The following is an 18,596-nucleotide window of genomic DNA, read 5'->3' as shown; positions in this document are numbered from 1 at the left end:
TTGTGAGAATTCGTGCTCCGCACCATCGGCAGGCGCCTGCTCCTGCTCATCCCGACCCTGTTCGGTCTGTCCGTCCTCCTCTTCGCCTGGGTGCGCGCGCTCCCCGGCGGCCCTGCCGTCGCCCTCCTCGGTGAGCGGGCGACGCCCGAGGCGGTCGCCCGCATCAACGAGCTGTACGGCTTTAACGACCCGCTCTACATCCAGTACTTCACCTGGCTCGGGCGCCTGCTGCAGGGTGACTTCGGATCGTCCATCCAGACCGGCCGTCCCGTGCTCGAGGAGTTCGTCCGCCGGTTCCCGGCGACCCTCGAGCTGTCCATCGGCGCGCTGATCGTCGCCGTCGGCGTCGGCATCCCGCTCGGGTACTGGGCCGCGCGCCGGCACGGCAAGATCTGGGACCACACGGCCGTCGTGCTCAGCCTCATCGGCATCACGATCCCGGTGTTCTTCCTCGCGTTCATCCTGAAGTACGTCTTCGCGGTGCAGCTCGGGTGGCTCCCCTCCGACGGGCGGCAGAACCCGCGCATCGATGCGACGCACTACTCGAACCTGTACGTCCTCGACGGTCTGATGACCGGCGAGTTCGACGCCGCGTGGGATGCGGTGCTGCACCTGATCCTCCCCGCGATCGCCCTGGGCACCATCCCCCTCGCGATCATCGTGCGCATCACCCGCGCGTCGGTGCTGGAAGTCCAGAACGCGGACTACGTCCGCACGGGTCGCGCGAAGGGCATCGGCCGCTCGACGCTCCGCAACCGCTTCATCCTGCGGAACGCCATGCTCCCGGTCATCACGACGGTCGGTCTGCAGGCCGGCCTGCTCATCGCCGGCGCGGTGCTCACCGAGACGGTGTTCGCGTTCCCGGGCATCGGGCAATTCCTCGCGCGGGCCATCTTCACGCGCGACTTCCCCGTCCTGCAGGGGTTCATCATCTTCATCGCCATCGCCTACGCGCTGATCAACCTGTTGGTCGACCTGTCCTACAGCGTCATCGACCCGAGAGTGAGAGTCCAGTGAGCTCCGGCATCCTCCCTCCCGCCCCCAGCGGCGGTCCCGTCGACGACAACGCGGTGGTCGACTCGCAGCTTCTGGCCGCGCAGACGCGCGGCGGCTTCTGGCACGACGTGTTCCAGCGGCTGCGGCGCAGCCCGGTCGCCTGGATCGGCGCGGTCATCGTGCTGCTCTTCCTGCTCGTCGCCGCCCTCGCCCCGCTGCTGGCGCCGTATCCGGCCGAGTCGCTGCCGGGTCAGCGCTTCATCACGCCCACCGACATCCCCGGCCCGGGCGAGCTCGCCGAGTTCCCCCTCGGTCTGGACCGCTTCGGCGGCGACGTGCTGTCCAAGCTCATCTGGGGCGCGCAGGCGTCGCTGCTCATCGGCGTGGTCTCGACGGCGCTGGGACTGGCCGGGGGCATGTTCCTCGGACTGCTGGCCGGCATGTTCGGCGGCTGGGTCGACGCGATCGTCATGCGGTTCGTCGACATCCTGCTGTCGGTGCCGAACCTCCTGCTCGCGGTGTCGATCGCGGCGGTGCTCGGCCAGAGCCAGCTCGCCGTCATGATCGCGATCGGCGCGTCGCAGGTTCCGGTGTTCGCGCGCCTCCTGCGCGCGTCGATGCTGCAGCAGCGTGGGGCGGACTACGTGCTCTCCGCGCAGACGCTCGGTCTCAGCCGGCGGACGATCACCATGACCCACGTCCTGCCCAACAGCGTCGGTCCGGTCATCGTGCAGGGGACACTGACCCTCGCCACAGCCGTCATCGACGCCGCGGCTCTGTCGTTCCTGGGCCTCGGCGGCGGCCTGCCGCAGACGGCCGAGTGGGGGCGCATGCTGACGTACGCGCAGGCGGAGCTGGCGATCGCGCCGTGGCTGGCCTTCCTCCCGGGCATCTGCATCGCGGTGACCGCGCTGGGCTTCACCCTGCTCGGCGAGTCGCTGCGCGAGGCGATGGACCCCCGCACGCGCGCCCGCTGACCTCCGGACGGCACGGGCCCCGCGGACCCGTGCCGTCCAGCGCCGTGGTCCCCCGTCACGCCGGCCGGGACGGGGACGCCGCGCCCGTCACGCCAGCCGGGACAGGGGCGCCGCGAAGAACTCCCGCTCGAGCTCCATCGACCGGTGGTACGCCTGGGCCATCGCGGCCCGGTCGGCCGGAGCGACGGCGCGGGCCGCGGCATCCACGATCCGGGCGGCCTCGGCCGCCGACGCGGCGAAGCGCTCGTCGCCGTACGCGGTCAGCCAGTCGGCGTAGGGGTGGTCCGGGCCGAAAGTCCCCCGCCATCGCGCGCCGACGTCGGCGTACAGAACGAAGCAGGGCAGCACGGCGGCGACGAGCGCCGGGTAGGAGCCGCCCGCCGACACCGCGTGCAGATGGTCCGTGTACGCCACGGTGGCGGGGGCCGGGGAGAGACCGTCCGCCGTGACATGCGACTGATGCAGCGCGGCCTCCTCGACCAGGCACTGCACGGACGCCGTCGCCCAGAACCGCTGCTCCGCGGGCGTCGGGGCCAGCGCCGCTGCGCGGGAGAGCACGCGGGCGTAGTGGCGGAGATAGAGCAGGTCCTGCTCCAGGTACCACCCGAAGGCGGCGCGGTCGAGCCCGCCGGAGCCGAGGTCCCGCACGAACGCGCACGCGTCCACCTCGGCGCGGACCGCGGCGGCGTCGGCCCAGACCTCGGCGCTCCAGGGGCGGCCCGTGTCGAGGTGCGGACGCAGCTCATGCAGGTGGTCGATCGGCCCGTTCCCGCGGCCGACCTGCAGCGCCTCCGCGTTCTCGAGCGCCCCGGTCAGCCACTCTTTGGCGCGGACGAGCGCGTCCAGAAGACTCCGGCCGTCGCCGGCGAGGGTGGCCAGGGCCGACGACAGCGAACATCCGGTGCCGTGCGAGTGACGGGTGTCGACGCGCCGGCCGGGGACGAGATGGATGCCGTCGGCGTCCACGAGCGCGTCGGGGCTGTCGTCGCCGCCGAGATGCCCGCCTTTCAGCAGGACGGCGGTGCCGGTCTCGCGGTGGAGGGCCTGCGCCTGCAGGACGGCGGTGTCCCAGTCCGCCGCGACGGGCGCGCCGACGAGCACCGCGAGCTCGGGGAGGTTCGGCGTGACGAGGTCGGCCCGGTGGCAGAGACGCCGCACGGCGTCCTCGGCCTCCGCGTCGAGCAGGCGATCGCCGCTGGTCGCAACCATCACGGGGTCGAGGACGACGATCGGCGGGCGGACCTCGGCGAGCCACGCGTCGACGACCGCGACGACGGCCGGGGAGCCGAGCATGCCGATCTTCACGGCGTCGATCCCGACGTCGTCGCTGACGGCCCGCAGCTGCGCGGCCAGGAAGTCCGGCGGCGGGACGTGCACCTCGCGCACCCCCTGGGTGTTCTGCGCGACGAGCGCGGTCACCGCCGCCATCCCGTACCCGCCGAAGGCGGCGATCGACTTCAGGTCCGCCTGGACCCCCGCCCCGCCGGTGGGGTCGGTGCCGGCGATGCTGAGGACGCGGGGCGACGAGCCGCGGGGGGAGTGGCCGGACGGGTCGTCGGGGCGCCCGGGGCGGGCGATGTCCGCCGCGCTCACGACGACGCACCCGTCGGGGCGGCGAGGGGCGCGAGCCCGTCCGCGGCCGCGGCGCGGAGGCGCCGGACCACCGCTGTCGGGTCGTCGGCCCCGCTCACGAGCGACACGACGGCGACGCCGGCCGCCCCCGCCGCGCGCAGCGGGGCGACGTCGTCGACGCCGACGCCCCCGATGGCGACGCAGGCGAGGGGAGTGGATGCCGCCAGCGCGGCGAATCCGTCCACGCCCAGCGGTCGCGGGTGGTCGGGCTTGGTCGCGGTGGCGCGGATGACGCCCACGCCGAGATAGTCCACGGTGCCGGGCTCGAGGTCGCCCGCGGCCGCGAGGTGGGTTAGGGTGTTCGCCGTCCAGCCGACGAGGGCGTCGGGGCCGAGCAGGACCCGCGCGACGTCGACGGGGAGGTCGCTCTGTCCCAGGTGCACCCCGTCGACACGGGAGCCGTTCGCCCGCGCGGCGAGGACGACGTCGACCCGGTCGTCCACGACGAAGGTTGCGCGCCCGGCGACGACGTCCGCGAGACGGCGGGTCCGGGCGTAGAGCTCGGCGCCGCCGACGAGCTTGTCCCGCAGCTGGACCACGCTCACGCCGGCGGAGACCGCCGCGTCGACGATCTCGCAGACGCGAGGGAAGGGCAGGCGCTGGTCGGTGACGAGATGCAGGGACAGGTCCCGGTCGCCGCTCATCGCGCCGCCTCCGCGATGTCGACCCGATCGGCGAGGTCGGCCGGCTCCAGGCGGGCGAGCTCGTCGAGGAACGCGACGGCGAAGCTGCCCGGCCCGGACGCGGAGCGGGCCGCCCGCTCGGAGGCGACGGCCCACACGACGCTCGCGGCGACCGCCGCATCGAACGCCGGCGCGACGGCGAGCATCGCCGCCATGGCCGCTCCGAGTGCGCACCCGCCGCCGGTCACCCGGGTCAGCAGGGCGCTGCCGCCGGCGACGCGCGCCGTGCCCGTGGCATCCACGATCAGGTCCACCTCGCCCGAGACGGCGACGGTCCCGCCGGTCCGTTCGGCCAGCTCGCGGGCGGCGACGCGTGCGGCCTCGGGGCTGTCGGTGGTGTCGACGCCGCGGCCGCCCGCGCCCGCTCCGGCCAGGGCGAGGATCTCGGATGCGTTCCCGCGGATGACCGCCGGTCGCGCGGCGAGCAGCTCGTGGGCGAGCGCGGTGCGGACCGGCAGCGCGCCCACCGCCACCGGGTCGAGCACCCACGGGGTCCCGGCCGCGACCGCCTCCCGGGCGGCATCCCGCTGCTCCCCGGTCGGTGTGCCGAGGTTGACGAGGAGGCCGTCCGCGACCCGCGCGAACACCCCGGCCTCACCGGGGATGTCGCACATGGCGGGGGAGGCGCCGAGGGCGAGCAGCGCGTTGGCGGTGAAGTTGGTCACCACCGCGTTCGTGATGCATTGCACCAGAGGGCCCGAGGCGCGGAGCGCGGACAGGGCCTCGACGGGGGTGGACGGAGACGACGACGTGCGAACGACCATTCGCGACATCCCTTCGCTAGTACGAACTAGATCAGGTTCGACGGGTGTGTTCTCAGCCCCGTGGGGCACCCCGTGTCACTGCCGGTGACGGTAGCACAGGCGGGCGACGCGTCCCCGCGACGGGAACGCCGCGCGCGGGCGTCGGCGACGGTCAGCCGTTGATGCCGAGGAGGTCCAGCGGATGGGTCAGGCGCCACCACGGGGTCGGCGGCTCGATGTCGCCCGCCAGCTCGACCGCCACGGTGTCGCTGTCGAGCGGACCGACGACCGTCAGGGTCCCGACCGTCTCGCCGGAGAGACGGGCCTCGCCGAGCTCGACGTCCGTCGACGCGTCCCCGGCGGCGCCGTTCCACAGCACGAGCGAGGCGTCCGCGGTCGACACCACGTCGGCCTCCTCGCCCCAGAGGGTGGAGACGCGCCCTACGACCGTGCCCGCCGGCACCGACGTCTGCGGCTGCAGCTCCTGCTCCACCTGGTCGAACAGCGCCCGGCTCGCGGCGTTGCGGCTGTCGGGGCCGGGCTGCCCCAGGACGGCGGCGAACGCGCGCACGGTGGTGTCGCCGACGACGATGTCCTTCGCGCTCAGCAGGTTCCAGGCGTCGAGCGTGCCCGTCTTGACGCCGACGACGCCCGGGTCCGCCAGCAGCGGGTTGCCGTTGCGGACGAGTCCGGCGCCGGGGAGCTCGATCTGCTGCGTGCTCACGATGCCCGCGATCACGGGGTTGGCCAGGGCCTTCTCGGCCAGCGGCACGAGCGCGCCGGGGCTCGCGCGGTTCTCGGCCTCGATCCCCGTCGGGTCGACGATCGTGATGCCCTCGATGTTCTGCTCCAAGAGGTAGGCGCTCGCGGCGTCGGCGAAGTCCGCGTCGGTGGGCCAGATGTCAGATGCCATACGGTCGGCGTAGTTGTTGGCGGACCCGATCAGCATCCCCTCCAGCATCTGCAGCTGGGTCAGCGTGCCGTCGACCGGGACGTCGAGCGAGGACTCCCCGCGCGCCCGGTACTGCCAGTACGCGGCGCTGTCGGCGGCCGTGAACGCGTAGTCGCGGCCCTGCTCGCCGGGAGCGAGCGGCTGGCGGTCGAGCACCAGCAGCGCGGTGACCACCTTGGTGATGCTCGCGATCGAGGCGGCCTCGCCCGAGGAGGCGGGGACACCGGGGATGCCGCTGACCGACAGCGCCGCGGACCCCTCGGCGGGCCACGCGGGGGAGGCCTCGGGTGCGGCGTTCGTCTCGACCGCGACGGACTGCGCCGTGGGGGCGACGTTGGTCAACGGCCAGAGCAGCGTCACCGCCGCATACAGGCCGATGACGAGGAGGAGGAAGACCGTCGGGATGACGGCGGTCGGACGCAGGCCGCGGCGCCGGGGCCGGCGGGCGAGGAGGTCCTCCGGGCGGGCCACCTTCCAGCCGCCCTCGAGCTGCAGGACCGGTTCGGCCCGCGGGGCTCCGGCGGCGACGGGGTCCACCCACTGCAGGGCGGGGTAGCCGCCGGAGGATGCCGCGACGGGCGCGGGCGCCGGTGCGGCGGCGGGCACGGGCTCAGCGGCGGGCTCCGGCTCGAGCGCGGGCTCCGGTGCGGCGGGCGCCGGCTCCGGTGCGGCGGTGGGCGCGGGCTCGGCGGCGGGCGCGGACTCAGCGGGGGGCTCCGGCGTGACGGCCGGCCTGGGCTCGGCGGCGATCACCTCGGGCTCCGGCGCCGCGGGGGTGGCATCCCTCCCGTCCTGCGCGGACGGCGTCGAGACGGTCGCGATCACGCCGGTCGGCAGACCCGTCCGGCCCCGGAGTTCGCGCCGGGTGGTCGGGCTCTGCTCGTGCACCCGCCCACGCTACCCCGCCCCGCCTCCTATACTCATGAGCACAACCACGGGAGTCCGGTGAGCCGGGCTGAGAGGAAGCGAATCCACGCTTCGACCGTCGAACCTGATCCGGATCATGCCGGCGCAGGGAGGAGCCTTCATGCACACGTCCACGTCTGCCCCCGCGAGCCGCTCGGCCGTCGCCGCCCCGGACCGCTTCCGCTGGCGGGTCGTCGACATCGTCGTCGCCGCCGTCCTCGGCGTGGCCCTCGGCCTCGTCTTCTGGGGCTGGAACACCGTCGGGTACGCCTGGTTCACCGCCATGGACGGACTCACCCCGGGACTCGGCGGTATCGCCGTGGGCATCTGGCTCCTGGGCGGCGTCGTCGGCGGTCTCGTCATCCGCAAGCCCGGTGCGGCCCTGCTGGTCGAGCTGATCGCGGCCGTGGTGTCCGCCCTCATCGGCAACGTCTGGGGCATCAGCACGATCTTCTCGGGCCTGGCCCAGGGGCTCGGGGCCGAGCTCGTCTTCCTCGCGTTCCTGTACCTCCGCTTCACCCTGCCGGTCGCGATGCTCTCGGGCGTCGGTGCGGCCGTGGCGGCGTGGCTGCTCGAGTTCTTCGTCTACGGCAACATCGTCAAGACGGTCGAGTTCAACCTCATCTACCTCGCGACCCTCGTCGTGTCCGGCGCGCTGCTGGCCGGTCTCGTCGGCTGGCTGCTCGTGCGGGCGCTCGCCGCGACGGGGGCGCTCAGCCGCTTCGCCGCCGGGCGGGAACACCGCCGCGACGTCTGATGGCGGGCCCCGCGCGCGTCGACGTCGAGGGCTGGGGCTGGCGCTACGCGGGCCGGCGGCTGCCCGCGACGCGCGACGTCGACCTCGTCATCGAACCGGGTGAGCGCGTCCTCCTGCTGGGGGCGTCCGGTGCCGGCAAGTCCACGCTGCTCGCGGGGCTGGCGGGACTCCTCGGTGACAGCGACGAGGGGGAGGCGACCGGTCGGGTCCTCGTCGACGGCGCACCCCCGGAGGGGCAGCGCGGGCGGATCGGCCTCGTCCTGCAGGACCCGGAGTCCGGTGTGGTGCTGTCGCAGGTGGGGGACGACGTCGCCTTCGGATGCGAGAACCTCGGGGTGCCCACGGCCGAGATCCCGGCGCGGGTCGCGGAGGCCGTGGCATCCGTCGGTCTGGACGTGCCGCTGAACCGTCCGACGAAGGCCCTCTCCGGCGGGCAGAAGCAGCGCCTCGCCCTCGCCGGCGTGCTCGCGATGCGACCGGGGCTGCTGCTGCTGGACGAGCCGACCGCCAACCTCGACCCGGACGGCGTCGCCGAGGTGCGCGCCAGCGTCGAACGGGTCGTGTCGCGCGGAGAGACGACGCTCGTGCTCATCGAGCACCGCACGGAGGTGTGGGCGGACCTCGTCACGCGCGTCATCGTGCTCGCGCCCGGCGGCGGCCTCCTCGCGGACGGCGAGCCCGCCGAGGTGTTCGCCACCCACGGCGACGACCTCGCCGCGGCGGGGGTGTGGGTGCCCGGGCGTCCCGTGGACCTCCCGATCCTGCCGCCGCTTCCCGGGGGGAGGGATGCCGCCCTGTCGGCGTCGGCGCTCGCCATCGGGCGCGAGCGGCGCACGGTCGTGGCATCCGGTCTCGACCTCGCCGTCCCGGCCGGTGCGGGGACCGTGGTGACCGGCCCCAACGGCGCGGGCAAGTCGACCCTGGCGCTCACCCTCGCGGGACTCCTACCCGAGCTGGCGGGGGAGGTCGTGGCATCCGCGGACCTCGCCGCGCGCGGCATCCGCAGGCCCGCCCGCTGGCGGTCGACCGAGCTGCTGACCCGCATCGGCACGGTATTCCAGGAGCCCGAGCACCAGTTCCTGGCATCGACGCTGCGCGACGAGCTTGCCGTCGGGCCGAAGGCGCTGCGAATGTCGGCGCCGCAGATCGATGCCGTCGTCGACGAGCTGCTCGAGCGGCTCGACCTCGCCCCTCTCGGCCTGGCGAACCCGTTCACTCTCTCGGGCGGGCAGAAGCGGCGCCTGTCGGTGGCGACGGTGCTCGCCTCGTCGCCGGCGGTGATCGTCCTCGACGAGCCCACGTTCGGGCAGGATCGGCGCGGATGGCGCGAGATCGTCGCGCTGCTGCAGCGCGAGATCGCGCACGGTCGAACGGTCGTCGCCGTCACGCACGACGCCGACGTGGTGCGCCATGTCGGTCAGCATCGCGTCGCGATGGGGGCCGCGGCATGACCGCGACGCTCGCCCGCTCGGCCGCCGGGACATCGAACGGGGGCGGATGGCTCGCGGGGGTGAACCCCGTGACGAAGATCGTCGTCGCGCTCTTGCTGTCGGTGCCGCTGTTCGCCTCGATCGACGTCGTCAGCGCGGCGGTCGCGATCGTCCTCCAGCTGCTCGCGGTCCCCCTGACCGGGCTGTCGTACGCGACGGTGGCGAAGCGCCTGCTGCCGGTCGCCCTGTTCGCTCCGGTGGCCGGCCTGAGCATGCTGCTCTACGCCGATCCCGGCGGGCGCGTGTACTGGTCGTTCTGGTACGCCACGATCAGCGACGACTCCATCTCGCTGGCGGTGGCCGTGCTTCTACGCGTCTTCGCACTCGCCCTGCCCACCATCCTGCTGTTCGGGCGGACCGACCCGACGGAACTGGCCGACGCGCTCGCGCAGGTCGCGAAGCTGCCCAGCCGTTTCGTGCTCGGCGTGCTCGCGGGAGCGCGGACGGTCGGACTGTTCGTCGACGACTGGCGCAGCATGGCGCTCGCCCGCCGCGCCCGGGGGCTCGGCGACCGGGGCGCGGTGCGCCGGTTCTTCTCCATGGCGTTCGTCCTGCTGGTGTTCGCGGTGCGCCGGGGGACGCGGCTCGCGACGGCGATGGAGGCGCGCGGCTTCGGCGCCGACATCGAGCGCACGTGGGCGAGGCCCTCGCGGCTGCACCCGCGCGACGCCGTCGCGCTCGTCGGCGCGGTCGTGATCATCGCCGGGGCGCTGACCGCCGCGGTGGCGGCGGGGACGTTCCGCTTCATCTGGGCGTGAGCCGGTGGCCATGGGCGATGACGCGCCTGCCGCGGCGCGGAGCCAGGCGGGACGCGTCCGCGCGCGGAGCCGTCTAGAGGACGCGCTCGAAGCAGAGCGAGCGCGGCATCGTCTCGACGTACGGCTCGTAGACGGGGATGGGCGTGAACCCCGCGGCGGCGTACAGGACGAGCGACTCGGGCTGCATCCGTCCGCTCTGCAGGATCACCCGCTCAGCGCCCGCGTCGCGCGCGATGCCGACCACGGCGTCGGTCAGTGCCCGGCCCACGCCGCGGCGGCGGGCGGCCTCGACCACGACGAGGCGTTTGAGCTCCCAGTCGGCGTCGAGCCGGCGAAGCATGACGTGTCCCAGCGGGGTGCCGTCCGGCTCGACCGCGAGGAGCGTCGCGACGATCTGCTCGGGGTGCACGCGGAGGGCGTCGGCGCGCTTCTCGGCGAAGCCGGGCGGGTCGTCCCGGTCGGCGTCGCGGTAACGCCGGTCGAGATCGGAGTCCAGGATGCCGCGAAGCTCCACCGCACGGGGATCGTCGACATCCACCCGCTCGATCCGAAACCCCGCGTGGCCCACCCGTCGAGCGTAGCCGCGGGTCTCCCGCGCCAGTAAACGCCCCGGGCTGGTGGAAACGCCGTGGCGCGGCGTTTCCACCGCGCCGGAGCGTTTACTGACGAAGCAGAGAGCCGCCGGTGCCGCGGGTGCGACCCCGAGAGGTCGGCGACGCGACGCATCGCGGCGGGACTGGGTGCCGGGTAGGGTGGCACCGGGTTTCTGTTCGAAGGAGAACGCATGGACATCGCGGGAGCATCCGCCCTCGTCACCGGGGGCGCCTCGGGGCTGGGGCTCGCCACGGCGCGCCGCCTCGCCGAGGCCGGAGCGCACGTCGTCGTCGTCGACCTGCCGTCCTCCGCGGGGGCGGACGTGGCGGCCGAGCTCGGCGGGTCCTTCGCCGCGGCGGACGTCACCGATGCGGACCAGATCGCGGCCGCAGCCGCCCTCGCTGGAGAGGCCGGCCCGCTGCGCGTCGTCGTCAACTGCGCCGGCATCGCCCCGCCGGCCAAGGTGCTCGACCGCGACGGCACCGCCACCTCGCTCGCCGACTTCGAGCGGGTGGTCCGGGTGAACCTCGTCGGCACCTACAACGTCGTCGCGCAGACCGCCGCGGTCATGGCCCGCACCGAGCCGACCGTCGGCGGCGACCGCGGCGTCGTCGTGAACACCGCGAGCGTCGCCGCCTTCGACGGCCAGATCGGCCAGCCCGCCTACGCCGCCAGCAAGGGCGGCGTTCACGCGATGACGCTGCCGATCGCGCGCGAGCTCGCGCGTCACGGCATCCGCGTCGTCACGATCGCGCCCGGCATCATGGAGACGCCGATGCTCAAAGGCCTGCCGCAGGCGGCCCAGGACTCGCTGGGTCAGCAGGTGCCCTACCCCTCGCGGCTCGGCGCGCCCGACGAATACGCTCGGCTCGTGCTCTCCCTCGTCGACAACGGCTACCTCAACGGCGAGACCATCCGCCTCGACGGCGCGATCCGGATGGCTCCGCGATGAGCGACGGCATCCTGCTCTCCGTCGCCGACGGGCTCGCCCGCGTCACGTTCGACCGTCCCGCGTCGCTGAACGCGATGGACTTCCCGATGGCGCGCCGCTGGCGCGAGATCGCGCACGAGGTCACCTCCGACTCCTCGGTGGGCGCGGTGATCCTGGATGCCAACGGCCCCGCCTTCTGCGCCGGCGGCGATGTGGTCGCGATGGCCACGACCGGCTCGTCGGGGCGCGAGGTGACGGAGACGGCGGAGGCGATCCACGACGGCATCCGGACCTTCGTCGAGGCCCCGCTGCCGATGGTCGCGGCCGTCCAGGGTGCCGTCGCGGGTGGGGGCCTCGGTCTCATGCTCTCCGCCGACTACGTGGTCGCGAGCGAGAAGGCCCGGTTCGTCAGCCGCTACGCGAACATCGGCCTCACCCCGGACCTCGGGGTGTCGACGTTGCTGCCCGCGGCGATCGGCCAGCGCCGCGCGCTCCAGCTGCTGCTGCAGGACCGGATGATCGACCCCGCGGAGGCGCTCGAGTGGGGTCTGGTCGCGGAGGTCGTGGCATCCGGAGACCTCGAGACCCGCGTCGACGAGATCGCCCGCTTCTGGCTCGACGGCGCGACCGCCGCGTTCGGGCAGGCGACGAGGCTCGTGCGCCTCGGCGCCGGGCGCACGTTCGCCGACAACCTCGACGACGAGGCGGCCACGATCGGCGCCGCCTTCGACACCCCCGAGGCGAAGGCGCGCGTCGCGGCGTTCGCCGCCGCCTCTGCGAAAGGACGCTCGTGACGCTCTCCGGCAAGACCATCCTCATGTCGGGCGGAAGCCGCGGCATCGGCCTGGCGATCGCGCTGCGCGCGGCTCGCGACGGCGCGAACATCGCGATGCTCGCCAAGACCGACACCCCGCACCCGAAGCTCGAGGGGACGGTGCACACCGCGGCCGAGCAGATCCGGGCGGCCGGCGGTCAGGCGCTGCCGATCGTCGGCGACGTGCGCGACGAGGCGTCGATCACGGAGGCCGTGCTGCGGACGGTGGGGGAGTTCGGCGGCATCGACATCGTCGTGAACAACGCCAGCGTCATCGACCTGTCCGGGTCGCTCGAGCTCGCCGCGAAGAAGTACGACCTCATGCAGGACGTGAACGTCCGCGGGACGTTCCTGCTCTCGCGGGCGGCCGTCCCGCAGCTGCGCGAGGCCGCGAACCCGCACATCCTCTCGCTGTCACCGCCGCTGAACATCACCTCCAAGTGGCTGGGGGCGCACACCGGTTACAGCCTCGCCAAGTTCGGCATGACCATGGCGACGCTCGGTCTGGCGTCGGAGTTCGCGAGCGACGGGATCGCGGCGAACACCCTCTGGCCGCGGACGACGATCGCGACCGCCGCGGTGCAGAACGTCATCGGCGGCGACCGGCTCATGGCGGTGTCGCGGACGCCCGAGATCTACGCCGACGCCGCGTACGAGGTGCTGACGGCGCCGGCCCGCGAGCTGAGCGGGCAGACGCTGATCGTGGAGGACGTGCTCGCGCAGGCCGGGGTGACGGACTTCTCCGGTTACGCCGCGGTGCCCGGCACCCCCGACGCCGCGCTGTACCCCGACATCTTCCTCGACTGAGCCCGCGTCCGCGGTGGGGCCGCGAGCCGCTCGGCCCCTCGTTGCCGGCCGCTCGGCCGCTCGATTGCAGGAGCCGTGGGGCTGGCGTCACGCCCTGGGGCGGATGGGGCCGTGCGACGGACGCGCGTCCTGCAGACTCGCCGGCCGCGCCGGGGCAGACGCCCCGGCGCATTCCGGTGCGACTCGCCGGCCGCGCCGGGGCAGACGCCCCGGCGCTCTCCGGCGCGCCTCGCCGCCGGGGCGTCAGATCAGGCCGAGCTCGCGGAACGCGTTGTGCACGCCGTCGTCCAGGACGGCGGTCGTGACCCGGCCGGCGAGCTGCTGCAGCGCGGGCGCCGCGTTGCCCATCGCGACGGGAGTTCCGACGACCTCGAACATCTCGACGTCGTTCCAGCTGTCGCCGATGCCGATGGCATCCGTCCGGTCGATCCCCAGCACCTCCAGGACCTCGAGGATGGCGGAGCCCTTCGTGACGCCGGCCTGACCGATCTCGCCGTTCGAGCCGCCCGGGAGCGGGATGGACCCGGGGATCACGTGGAACCCCGACCCGAGCTCGGCCGCGGCGTGCGCCACGGTGTCGATGGACGGGCTGACGAACACGGCCTTCGCGACGGCGTCGCGGTCGACCTCCGCGACGGGACGCGGCTCGCGCCACAGCGGCTGCTCCGCCGGGAGTCCCTGCGCCTCGAGCTCGGCGGCGCGCTCGGCGTGCCGCGCGCGCCGGTACTCGCTCATCACCGGTCCCATGCCGGGGCTCGCGAACACGCCCCCGTGCGTTTGAAGGAAATAGTGGATGCCATGAGCGTCGAAGTACCGCTCGAGGAGCTCGACGTCGGCGCGGGGCATCGGGTGCGCGGCGAGGGTGTCGTCCTCGCGCGTCGCGTAGGCGCCGCCGTTGGTGATGGCCCCGTCGAACCCGATGGCGAGGACGTCCGGGTGGATGTCGCCTGCGGAGCGGCCCGTGCACAGCCAGACGAGGTGGCCGTTTTCCCGGGCCTGACGGATGGCAGTGACGGTGGACGGGGCGATCACGGAGCCGTGCTCGAGGATCGTGCCGTCGACGTCGAGGAAGGCGATGCGGGTCATGCGTTTCTCCGCGGAACGGCCCCGGGGCGCGAGGCTCCGGGGCCGATCCGATCAGTGGGGGATCAGCGGGTCAGGGACGCGCCGTTGGTCCGGATGACGTCGGCGTACCAGTGGAACGACTTCTTCCGGTAGCGATCGAGCGAACCGGTGCCGTCGTCGTCACGGTCGACGTAGATGAAACCGTATCGCTTGCTCAACTGCGCGGTGCTCGCGCTGACGATGTCGATGCAGCCCCACGAGGTGTAGCCGAGCACGTCGACGCCGTCCTCCAGGGCCTCGCCCACCTGCACGAGGTGGTCGTTGAGGTACTGGATGCGGTAGTCGTCGACGACCGTCTTCTCACCGTCGACCTCGACGAGCTGGTCGCGGGCGCCCAGACCGTTCTCGACGATGAACAGCGGCTTCTGCCACCGGTCCCAGAACTGGTTCAGCACGAGGCGCAGGCCCACCGGGTCGATCTGCCATCCCCACTCGCTCGCCTCGAGGGTGGGGTTCGGGACGCCGCCCATGATGTTGCCCTCGCCGCTGCCCCGCTTCTCGGGGTCGGCGGTCTCGGCGATGCTCATGTAATAGCTGAACGAGACGAAGTCGACGGTGTTCGTCAGGTCGTCGCGGTCCTCGTCGGTGATGTCCAGCTCGATGCCCTTCTCGCGCAGCGTGCGCAGGAAGTATCCGGGGTAGGCGCCGCGCGTGTGCACGTCGCCGTAGACCAGGTTGCCGTGGTCGGCGGTCATGACCGCGACCGCGTCATCGGGCGACGGGCTGAGCGGGTAGATCGGCATGGACAGCACCATGCAGCCGACCTTCGCCTCGGGGGCGACCTCCCGGGCGATCCGGGTAGCGCGGGCGGACGCCACGAGCTCGTGGTGCATCGCCTGGTAGAGCTGCTGCTCGGGCACGCCGCCCTCGGGGATCGGGATGCCTCCGCTCATGAACGGCGCGTGCAGCAGCGAGTTGATCTCGTTGAAGGTCAACCAGTACTTCACGCGCGATCCGAAGCGCTCGAACAGGGTGCGGGCGTAGCGCTCGTAGAACCCGATGAGCGCGCGGTTCGTCCACCCGCCGTACTGCTCGGCGAGGTGGAGCGGGGTCTCGTAGTGCGAGATGGTGACGAGCGGCTCGATGCCGTGCTTCTCGAGCTCGTCGAGGACGCGGTCGTAGAACGCCAGGCCGGCCTCGTTCGGCTCCGTCTCGTCGCCGTTCGGGAAGATGCGGCTCCACGCGATCGAGAACCGGTAGACCGAGAAGCCCATCTCCGCGAAGAGGGCGATGTCCTCGGCGTAGCGGTGGTAATGGTCGATGCCGACGAGCTTCAGGTTGTCGGGCGTGGGGCGCTCGCTGCGCGGACCGGAGATGCCGCGGGGCATCACGTCCTGCACCGAATAGCCCTTGCCGTCCTCGTCGTAGGCGCCCTCGATCTGGTTCGCCGCGGTCGCGCCGCCCCAGAGGAAGCCGTCGGGGAAGGGGGTGGTGGTCATGGTGCGTGCCTCCAGGGGTCAGCGGGCGGTGGACAGGGAGTCGACGGACACGGCGCGGAACAGCGCCTCGCCGTGCGAGAGGGGACCGGATGCCGCCTCGGCGATGCCCGGGTACAGGTCGCCGTTCGTGACGATGACCGGGGTGACGAGGTCGTAGCCGGCCTTCTCGATGGCATCCCCGTCGAACTCGAGGAGGAGGTCGCCGGCCTTGACCTCGGCGCCGGACTGCACCTTCAGGGTGAAGTGCTGACCGCCCAGGCGGACCGTGTCGAGACCGACGTGGATCAGCAGCTCCACGCCGTCGACGCCGCGCAGGCCGATCGCGTGTCCGGTGGGGAACGCCGCGACGACGGTCGCGTCGAAGGGGGCGTACACGGCGCCGGAGGTCGGGCGGATCGCGACGCCCTGCCCGAGCGATCCGTCGGCGAAGGCGGCATCCGGAACCTCGCTCAACGGCACGACGGTGCCGTCGATGGGGTTCAGGACGACGGTGTCGGTCGCCGCGACGGGCGCCGCGGGGGCGGCCGTGTCGACGGGGTCCTTGAAGCCGACGAGCACGGTGAGCAGGAACGGCACGAGCAGCGCGACGGCGAGACCGATCGCGAGCATCACCATGTTGCCGTTGCCGAGCAGCGCGGGAAGGGCCAGGCCCGAGGGGACGACGAACGCCACCGAGAACACCCCGCCCATGGCGATGAGGGCGCCGCCGAGCGCACCGCCGGCGATGCCGAAGGCGAAGGGGCGCTTGAGGGGGAGGTTGATGCCGTAGATCGCGGGCTCGGTGATGCCGGCGAGCAGTCCCGACAGGGTGGCCGGGGCGGCGAGCGAGCGGAGGTTCTTGTTACGGGTGCGCACGAGCACACCGGCGACGGCGGCTGCCTGGGCGAGCACCGCGGCGAAGATCGGGCCGATGAGGAGCATCTGACCGGTGGTCTGCAGCTCGAGCTGGAACAGCGGCACCAGGCCCCAGTGCAGGCCGAAGATGACGAAGACCTGCCACAGGCCACCCATGATGGCCCCGCCCAGCCACGGCACGGTCTGGAACACCCAGCCGATGCCCTCGGCGAGACCGCCGCCGATGAGGCTCGACAGGGGGCCGATCGCGAGGAACACGAGCGGAACGGCGATGGCCACCACGATCATCGGGGTGAGGAACCGCTTGACCGCCCCGGGGAGCACTTTCAGCAGGAAGCGCTCGGCGTAGCTCTGCAGCCAGACGATCACGATGATCGGGATGACGCTCGAGACGTAGCTGACCATCGTCACCGGGATGCCGAAGAAGGTGATGTCGGGCTGGCCGTTCAACGCGACGATCGAGGGGTACACGAGGGCGCCGGCGATGGCGAAGGAGGTGAACTCGGATGCCTTGAAGTAGCGCGCCGCAGTGATGGCGAGCGCCATCGGGAGGAAGTTGATCAGCGCGTCGGAGAGCGCGTTGAGGATTGTGTAGGTGGTGGTCGTGGCATCCAGCCAGCCGAAGGTGACGGCCGCGGCGACGAACGCCTTCAGCAGACCGGTGCCCGCCAGCGCCCAGAGGATGGGGGTGAAGATCGACGAGATCATCTTGATGAAGCGGTTGAAGAGGTTGCCCTTGGGGCCGCTGTCGCCGCCGTCCACGCCGCCGCCGCCCAGGGACGTCTGCGCCTGGATCGCCGCATAGACATCCGGGACGTCGTTGCCGATCACGACCTGGTACTGACCGCCCGCCTGCGCGGTGGTGATGACGCCGGGGGTGGCGCGGAGGGCGGCGGCATCCGCCTTGCCCTCGTCTTTCAGGACGAACCGGAGTCTGGTCGCGCAGTGCACCATCGAGGTGATGTTGCTCTCTCCGCCGACGCCGGTGAGTACCGCCGCTGCTGTCTTCGCGTGATCCGTCATCGGAATCCGCCTGCCTTTCGCCGCTTCGGTGCGGCCCTTTCGAATGTTCTGTGGCGACGGTTCCGGGGTGTTCCGGGCAATAAAAAAGACCCGAATCCGTTCATCGCTCGTCAGCGATGTGGATTCAGGTCTTGCCCGCTCGCGCGGTAACAATCCGGAAATCGTCGGCAGGCTGTGACGCCTGCGTCGGCGACTATAGCACCGGCGCGTCGGGGTCGCCAGTGGCGTCGGCCCGCCCCATGCTCGTCGCCAGTCGCTCGACGTGGACGATTAGGTACAGCACCTCCTCGTCGGTGAGCGCGGAGCCGGTCGCGGCCAGGACGTACGCCTTGACGGCCTCGGCGATGCCGAAGGAGCGCGGGTACCGGTGCTTGGCGAACTCGAAGAACGACGAGTCACCGCTCGTCAGCATCGTGCGGTCGACCAGGCGCTGCAGGAGGAACCGGACGTGCAGGATGAAGCGGGCGTAGTCCGGACTCGCGGTGTCGAGGGTCACGGCGAGGCCGGTCTCGACCGTCCGCGCGACGTGCTGCACGCGCCGGAACAGCAGCGCCGCCGTGCCGTTGGGCTCGTCGCGGGTGGCGTTCAGCAGGTGCATCGTCAGGAACACGCCCTCTTCGGGCGGGAGCTCCCGGTCCAGCGAGCGGGCGATCGACGCGGCCATGTGCTCGGCGACGCGCGACTCGTCGGGGTGGAGGATGCGCAGCTCCGGCATCGACGTGCCAGGGATCCGGATGCCTTGGTCCAGACGTTCGACGACGTAGTTGACGTGGTCGATCACGGCCAGCGGCAGACGACGGCCGAGGTCCCGGCCGAGCTCCCGCTCGGCCTCGTCGACCGCGCGCAGCACCGCCTGCACGAGCGCGTAGGGCGCGTCGGTGAGCAGCTTCTGCGCGTGCGCGGTGTCGGTGGACTGGTCGAGGACGAACGTCTTCTCGACCTTCGCCGGGTCGACACGGCCGTCGTGCTTCAGCTGGAAGCCGATCCCGCGCCCCATCAGCACCCGCTCGCGGCCGTCGGCGTCGATCGCCACGACGACGTTGTTGTTCAGCAGCTTCTGGACGCCGCCGGGCGGGAGGGAGACGTCACCGGCACCGGGCATGGGATGCAGTTT

Annotated in this window: 17 protein-coding genes and 2 riboswitches; of the genes, 8 read left to right on the top strand and 9 right to left on the bottom strand. The window is 72.6% G+C overall.

The window, feature by feature from the left end; translation table 11 throughout:
* Positions 1-12 precede the first annotated feature (12 nt).
* On the top strand, positions 13-1,017 hold the full coding sequence (locus ACO03V_RS01300) for an ABC transporter permease (RefSeq protein ID WP_367732367.1): 1,005 nt from the start codon (positions 13-15) through the stop codon (positions 1,015-1,017).
* Positions 1,014-1,973: an ABC transporter permease gene (locus ACO03V_RS01295; protein WP_387053086.1), complete on the top strand. Its 960-nt coding sequence runs from the start codon at positions 1,014-1,016 to the stop codon at positions 1,971-1,973. The genes ACO03V_RS01300 and ACO03V_RS01295 overlap by 4 nt, the downstream gene beginning before the upstream one ends.
* Before the next feature lie 87 nt (positions 1,974-2,060).
* Here the strand turns inward: ACO03V_RS01295 and thiD are convergent, their stop codons facing one another.
* The 4 genes from thiD to ACO03V_RS01275 all read right to left on the bottom strand — a co-directional run bounded on the left by thiD (position 2,061) and on the right by ACO03V_RS01275 (position 6,871).
* The gene (thiD, locus tag ACO03V_RS01290; protein WP_423136318.1) at positions 2,061-3,566 is read right to left on the bottom strand and encodes a bifunctional hydroxymethylpyrimidine kinase/phosphomethylpyrimidine kinase; all 1,506 of its coding nucleotides are present in this window, start codon (positions 3,564-3,566) and stop codon (positions 2,061-2,063) included.
* Positions 3,563-4,249: a thiamine phosphate synthase gene (gene thiE / locus ACO03V_RS01285; protein ID WP_423136317.1), complete on the bottom strand. Its 687-nt coding sequence runs from the start codon at positions 4,247-4,249 to the stop codon at positions 3,563-3,565. The genes thiD and thiE overlap by 4 nt, the downstream gene beginning before the upstream one ends.
* Positions 4,246-5,052, bottom strand: coding sequence for a hydroxyethylthiazole kinase (gene thiM / locus ACO03V_RS01280; protein WP_423136316.1), 807 nt, complete (start codon positions 5,050-5,052; stop codon positions 4,246-4,248). Before thiM ends, thiE begins: the two co-directional genes overlap by 4 nt.
* Positions 5,044-5,135, bottom strand: a riboswitch (TPP riboswitch). (Overlaps the previous gene by 9 nt.)
* A gap of 68 nt (positions 5,136-5,203) precedes the next feature.
* Positions 5,204-6,871: a D-alanyl-D-alanine carboxypeptidase gene (locus tag ACO03V_RS01275; RefSeq protein ID WP_423136315.1), complete on the bottom strand. Its 1,668-nt coding sequence runs from the start codon at positions 6,869-6,871 to the stop codon at positions 5,204-5,206.
* Positions 6,872-6,907: 36 nt separating this feature from the next.
* Positions 6,908-7,018: riboswitch (TPP riboswitch) on the top strand.
* On the opposite strand from ACO03V_RS01275, the gene ACO03V_RS01270 reads away from it, so the two are divergent.
* From ACO03V_RS01270 to ACO03V_RS01260, 3 genes are all read left to right on the top strand, one after another.
* On the top strand, positions 7,011-7,646 hold the full coding sequence (locus ACO03V_RS01270; RefSeq protein ID WP_367732387.1) for an ECF transporter S component: 636 nt from the start codon (positions 7,011-7,013) through the stop codon (positions 7,644-7,646). Its footprint overlaps the riboswitch before it by 8 nt.
* Positions 7,646-9,097: an ABC transporter ATP-binding protein gene (locus ACO03V_RS01265; protein ID WP_423136314.1), complete on the top strand. Its 1,452-nt coding sequence runs from the start codon at positions 7,646-7,648 to the stop codon at positions 9,095-9,097. The genes ACO03V_RS01270 and ACO03V_RS01265 overlap by 1 nt, the downstream gene beginning before the upstream one ends.
* Complete coding sequence (locus ACO03V_RS01260; RefSeq protein WP_423136313.1) at positions 9,094-9,894, top strand: energy-coupling factor transporter transmembrane component T family protein; 801 nt, start codon at positions 9,094-9,096, stop codon at positions 9,892-9,894. The genes ACO03V_RS01265 and ACO03V_RS01260 overlap by 4 nt, the downstream gene beginning before the upstream one ends.
* Positions 9,895-9,967: 73 nt before the next feature.
* Here the strand turns inward: ACO03V_RS01260 and ACO03V_RS01255 are convergent, their stop codons facing one another.
* Positions 9,968-10,432: a GNAT family N-acetyltransferase gene (locus ACO03V_RS01255; protein WP_367732396.1), complete on the bottom strand. Its 465-nt coding sequence runs from the start codon at positions 10,430-10,432 to the stop codon at positions 9,968-9,970.
* A gap of 246 nt (positions 10,433-10,678) precedes the next feature.
* On the opposite strand from ACO03V_RS01255, the gene ACO03V_RS01250 reads away from it, so the two are divergent.
* The 3 genes from ACO03V_RS01250 to ACO03V_RS01240 are packed head-to-tail and all read left to right on the top strand — an operon-like array spanning position 10,679 to position 13,040.
* Positions 10,679-11,440 (top strand): SDR family NAD(P)-dependent oxidoreductase, encoded by a 762-nt coding sequence (locus ACO03V_RS01250; protein ID WP_423136312.1) that lies wholly within the window; start codon positions 10,679-10,681, stop codon positions 11,438-11,440.
* Positions 11,437-12,213, top strand: coding sequence for an enoyl-CoA hydratase/isomerase family protein (locus ACO03V_RS01245; protein ID WP_423136311.1), 777 nt, complete (start codon positions 11,437-11,439; stop codon positions 12,211-12,213). Before ACO03V_RS01250 ends, ACO03V_RS01245 begins: the two co-directional genes overlap by 4 nt.
* Complete coding sequence (locus ACO03V_RS01240) at positions 12,210-13,040, top strand: SDR family oxidoreductase (protein WP_423136310.1); 831 nt, start codon at positions 12,210-12,212, stop codon at positions 13,038-13,040. Before ACO03V_RS01245 ends, ACO03V_RS01240 begins: the two co-directional genes overlap by 4 nt.
* A 243-nt stretch (positions 13,041-13,283) precedes the next feature.
* On the opposite strand, the gene ACO03V_RS01235 is transcribed toward ACO03V_RS01240, so the two are convergent.
* From ACO03V_RS01235 to ACO03V_RS01220, 4 genes are all read right to left on the bottom strand, one after another.
* A complete protein-coding gene (locus tag ACO03V_RS01235) occupies positions 13,284-14,126 on the bottom strand; it encodes a Cof-type HAD-IIB family hydrolase (protein ID WP_423136309.1) in 843 nt (280 codons plus the stop codon).
* Between the two features lie 62 nt (positions 14,127-14,188).
* On the bottom strand, positions 14,189-15,604 hold the full coding sequence (locus ACO03V_RS01230; RefSeq protein ID WP_367732407.1) for a glycoside hydrolase family 1 protein: 1,416 nt from the start codon (positions 15,602-15,604) through the stop codon (positions 14,189-14,191).
* Positions 15,605-15,622: 18 nt separating this feature from the next.
* Entirely contained in the window at positions 15,623-17,482 is a 1,860-nt protein-coding gene (locus tag ACO03V_RS01225; protein WP_423136308.1) for a beta-glucoside-specific PTS transporter subunit IIABC, read from the bottom strand.
* A gap of 193 nt (positions 17,483-17,675) precedes the next feature.
* Positions 17,676-18,584, bottom strand: coding sequence for a PRD domain-containing protein (locus ACO03V_RS01220; protein ID WP_423136307.1), 909 nt, complete (start codon positions 18,582-18,584; stop codon positions 17,676-17,678).
* Between the last annotated feature and the right edge of the window lie 12 nt (positions 18,585-18,596).

Origin of the sequence: Microbacterium sp. HMH0099 (genome assembly GCF_049384025.1) — a bacterium.
Classification (GTDB): Bacteria; Actinomycetota; Actinomycetes; order Actinomycetales; family Microbacteriaceae; genus Microbacterium.
The sequence above is the reverse complement of the archived record's forward strand: the minus strand, read 5'-3'. Positions and strand labels throughout refer to the sequence as shown.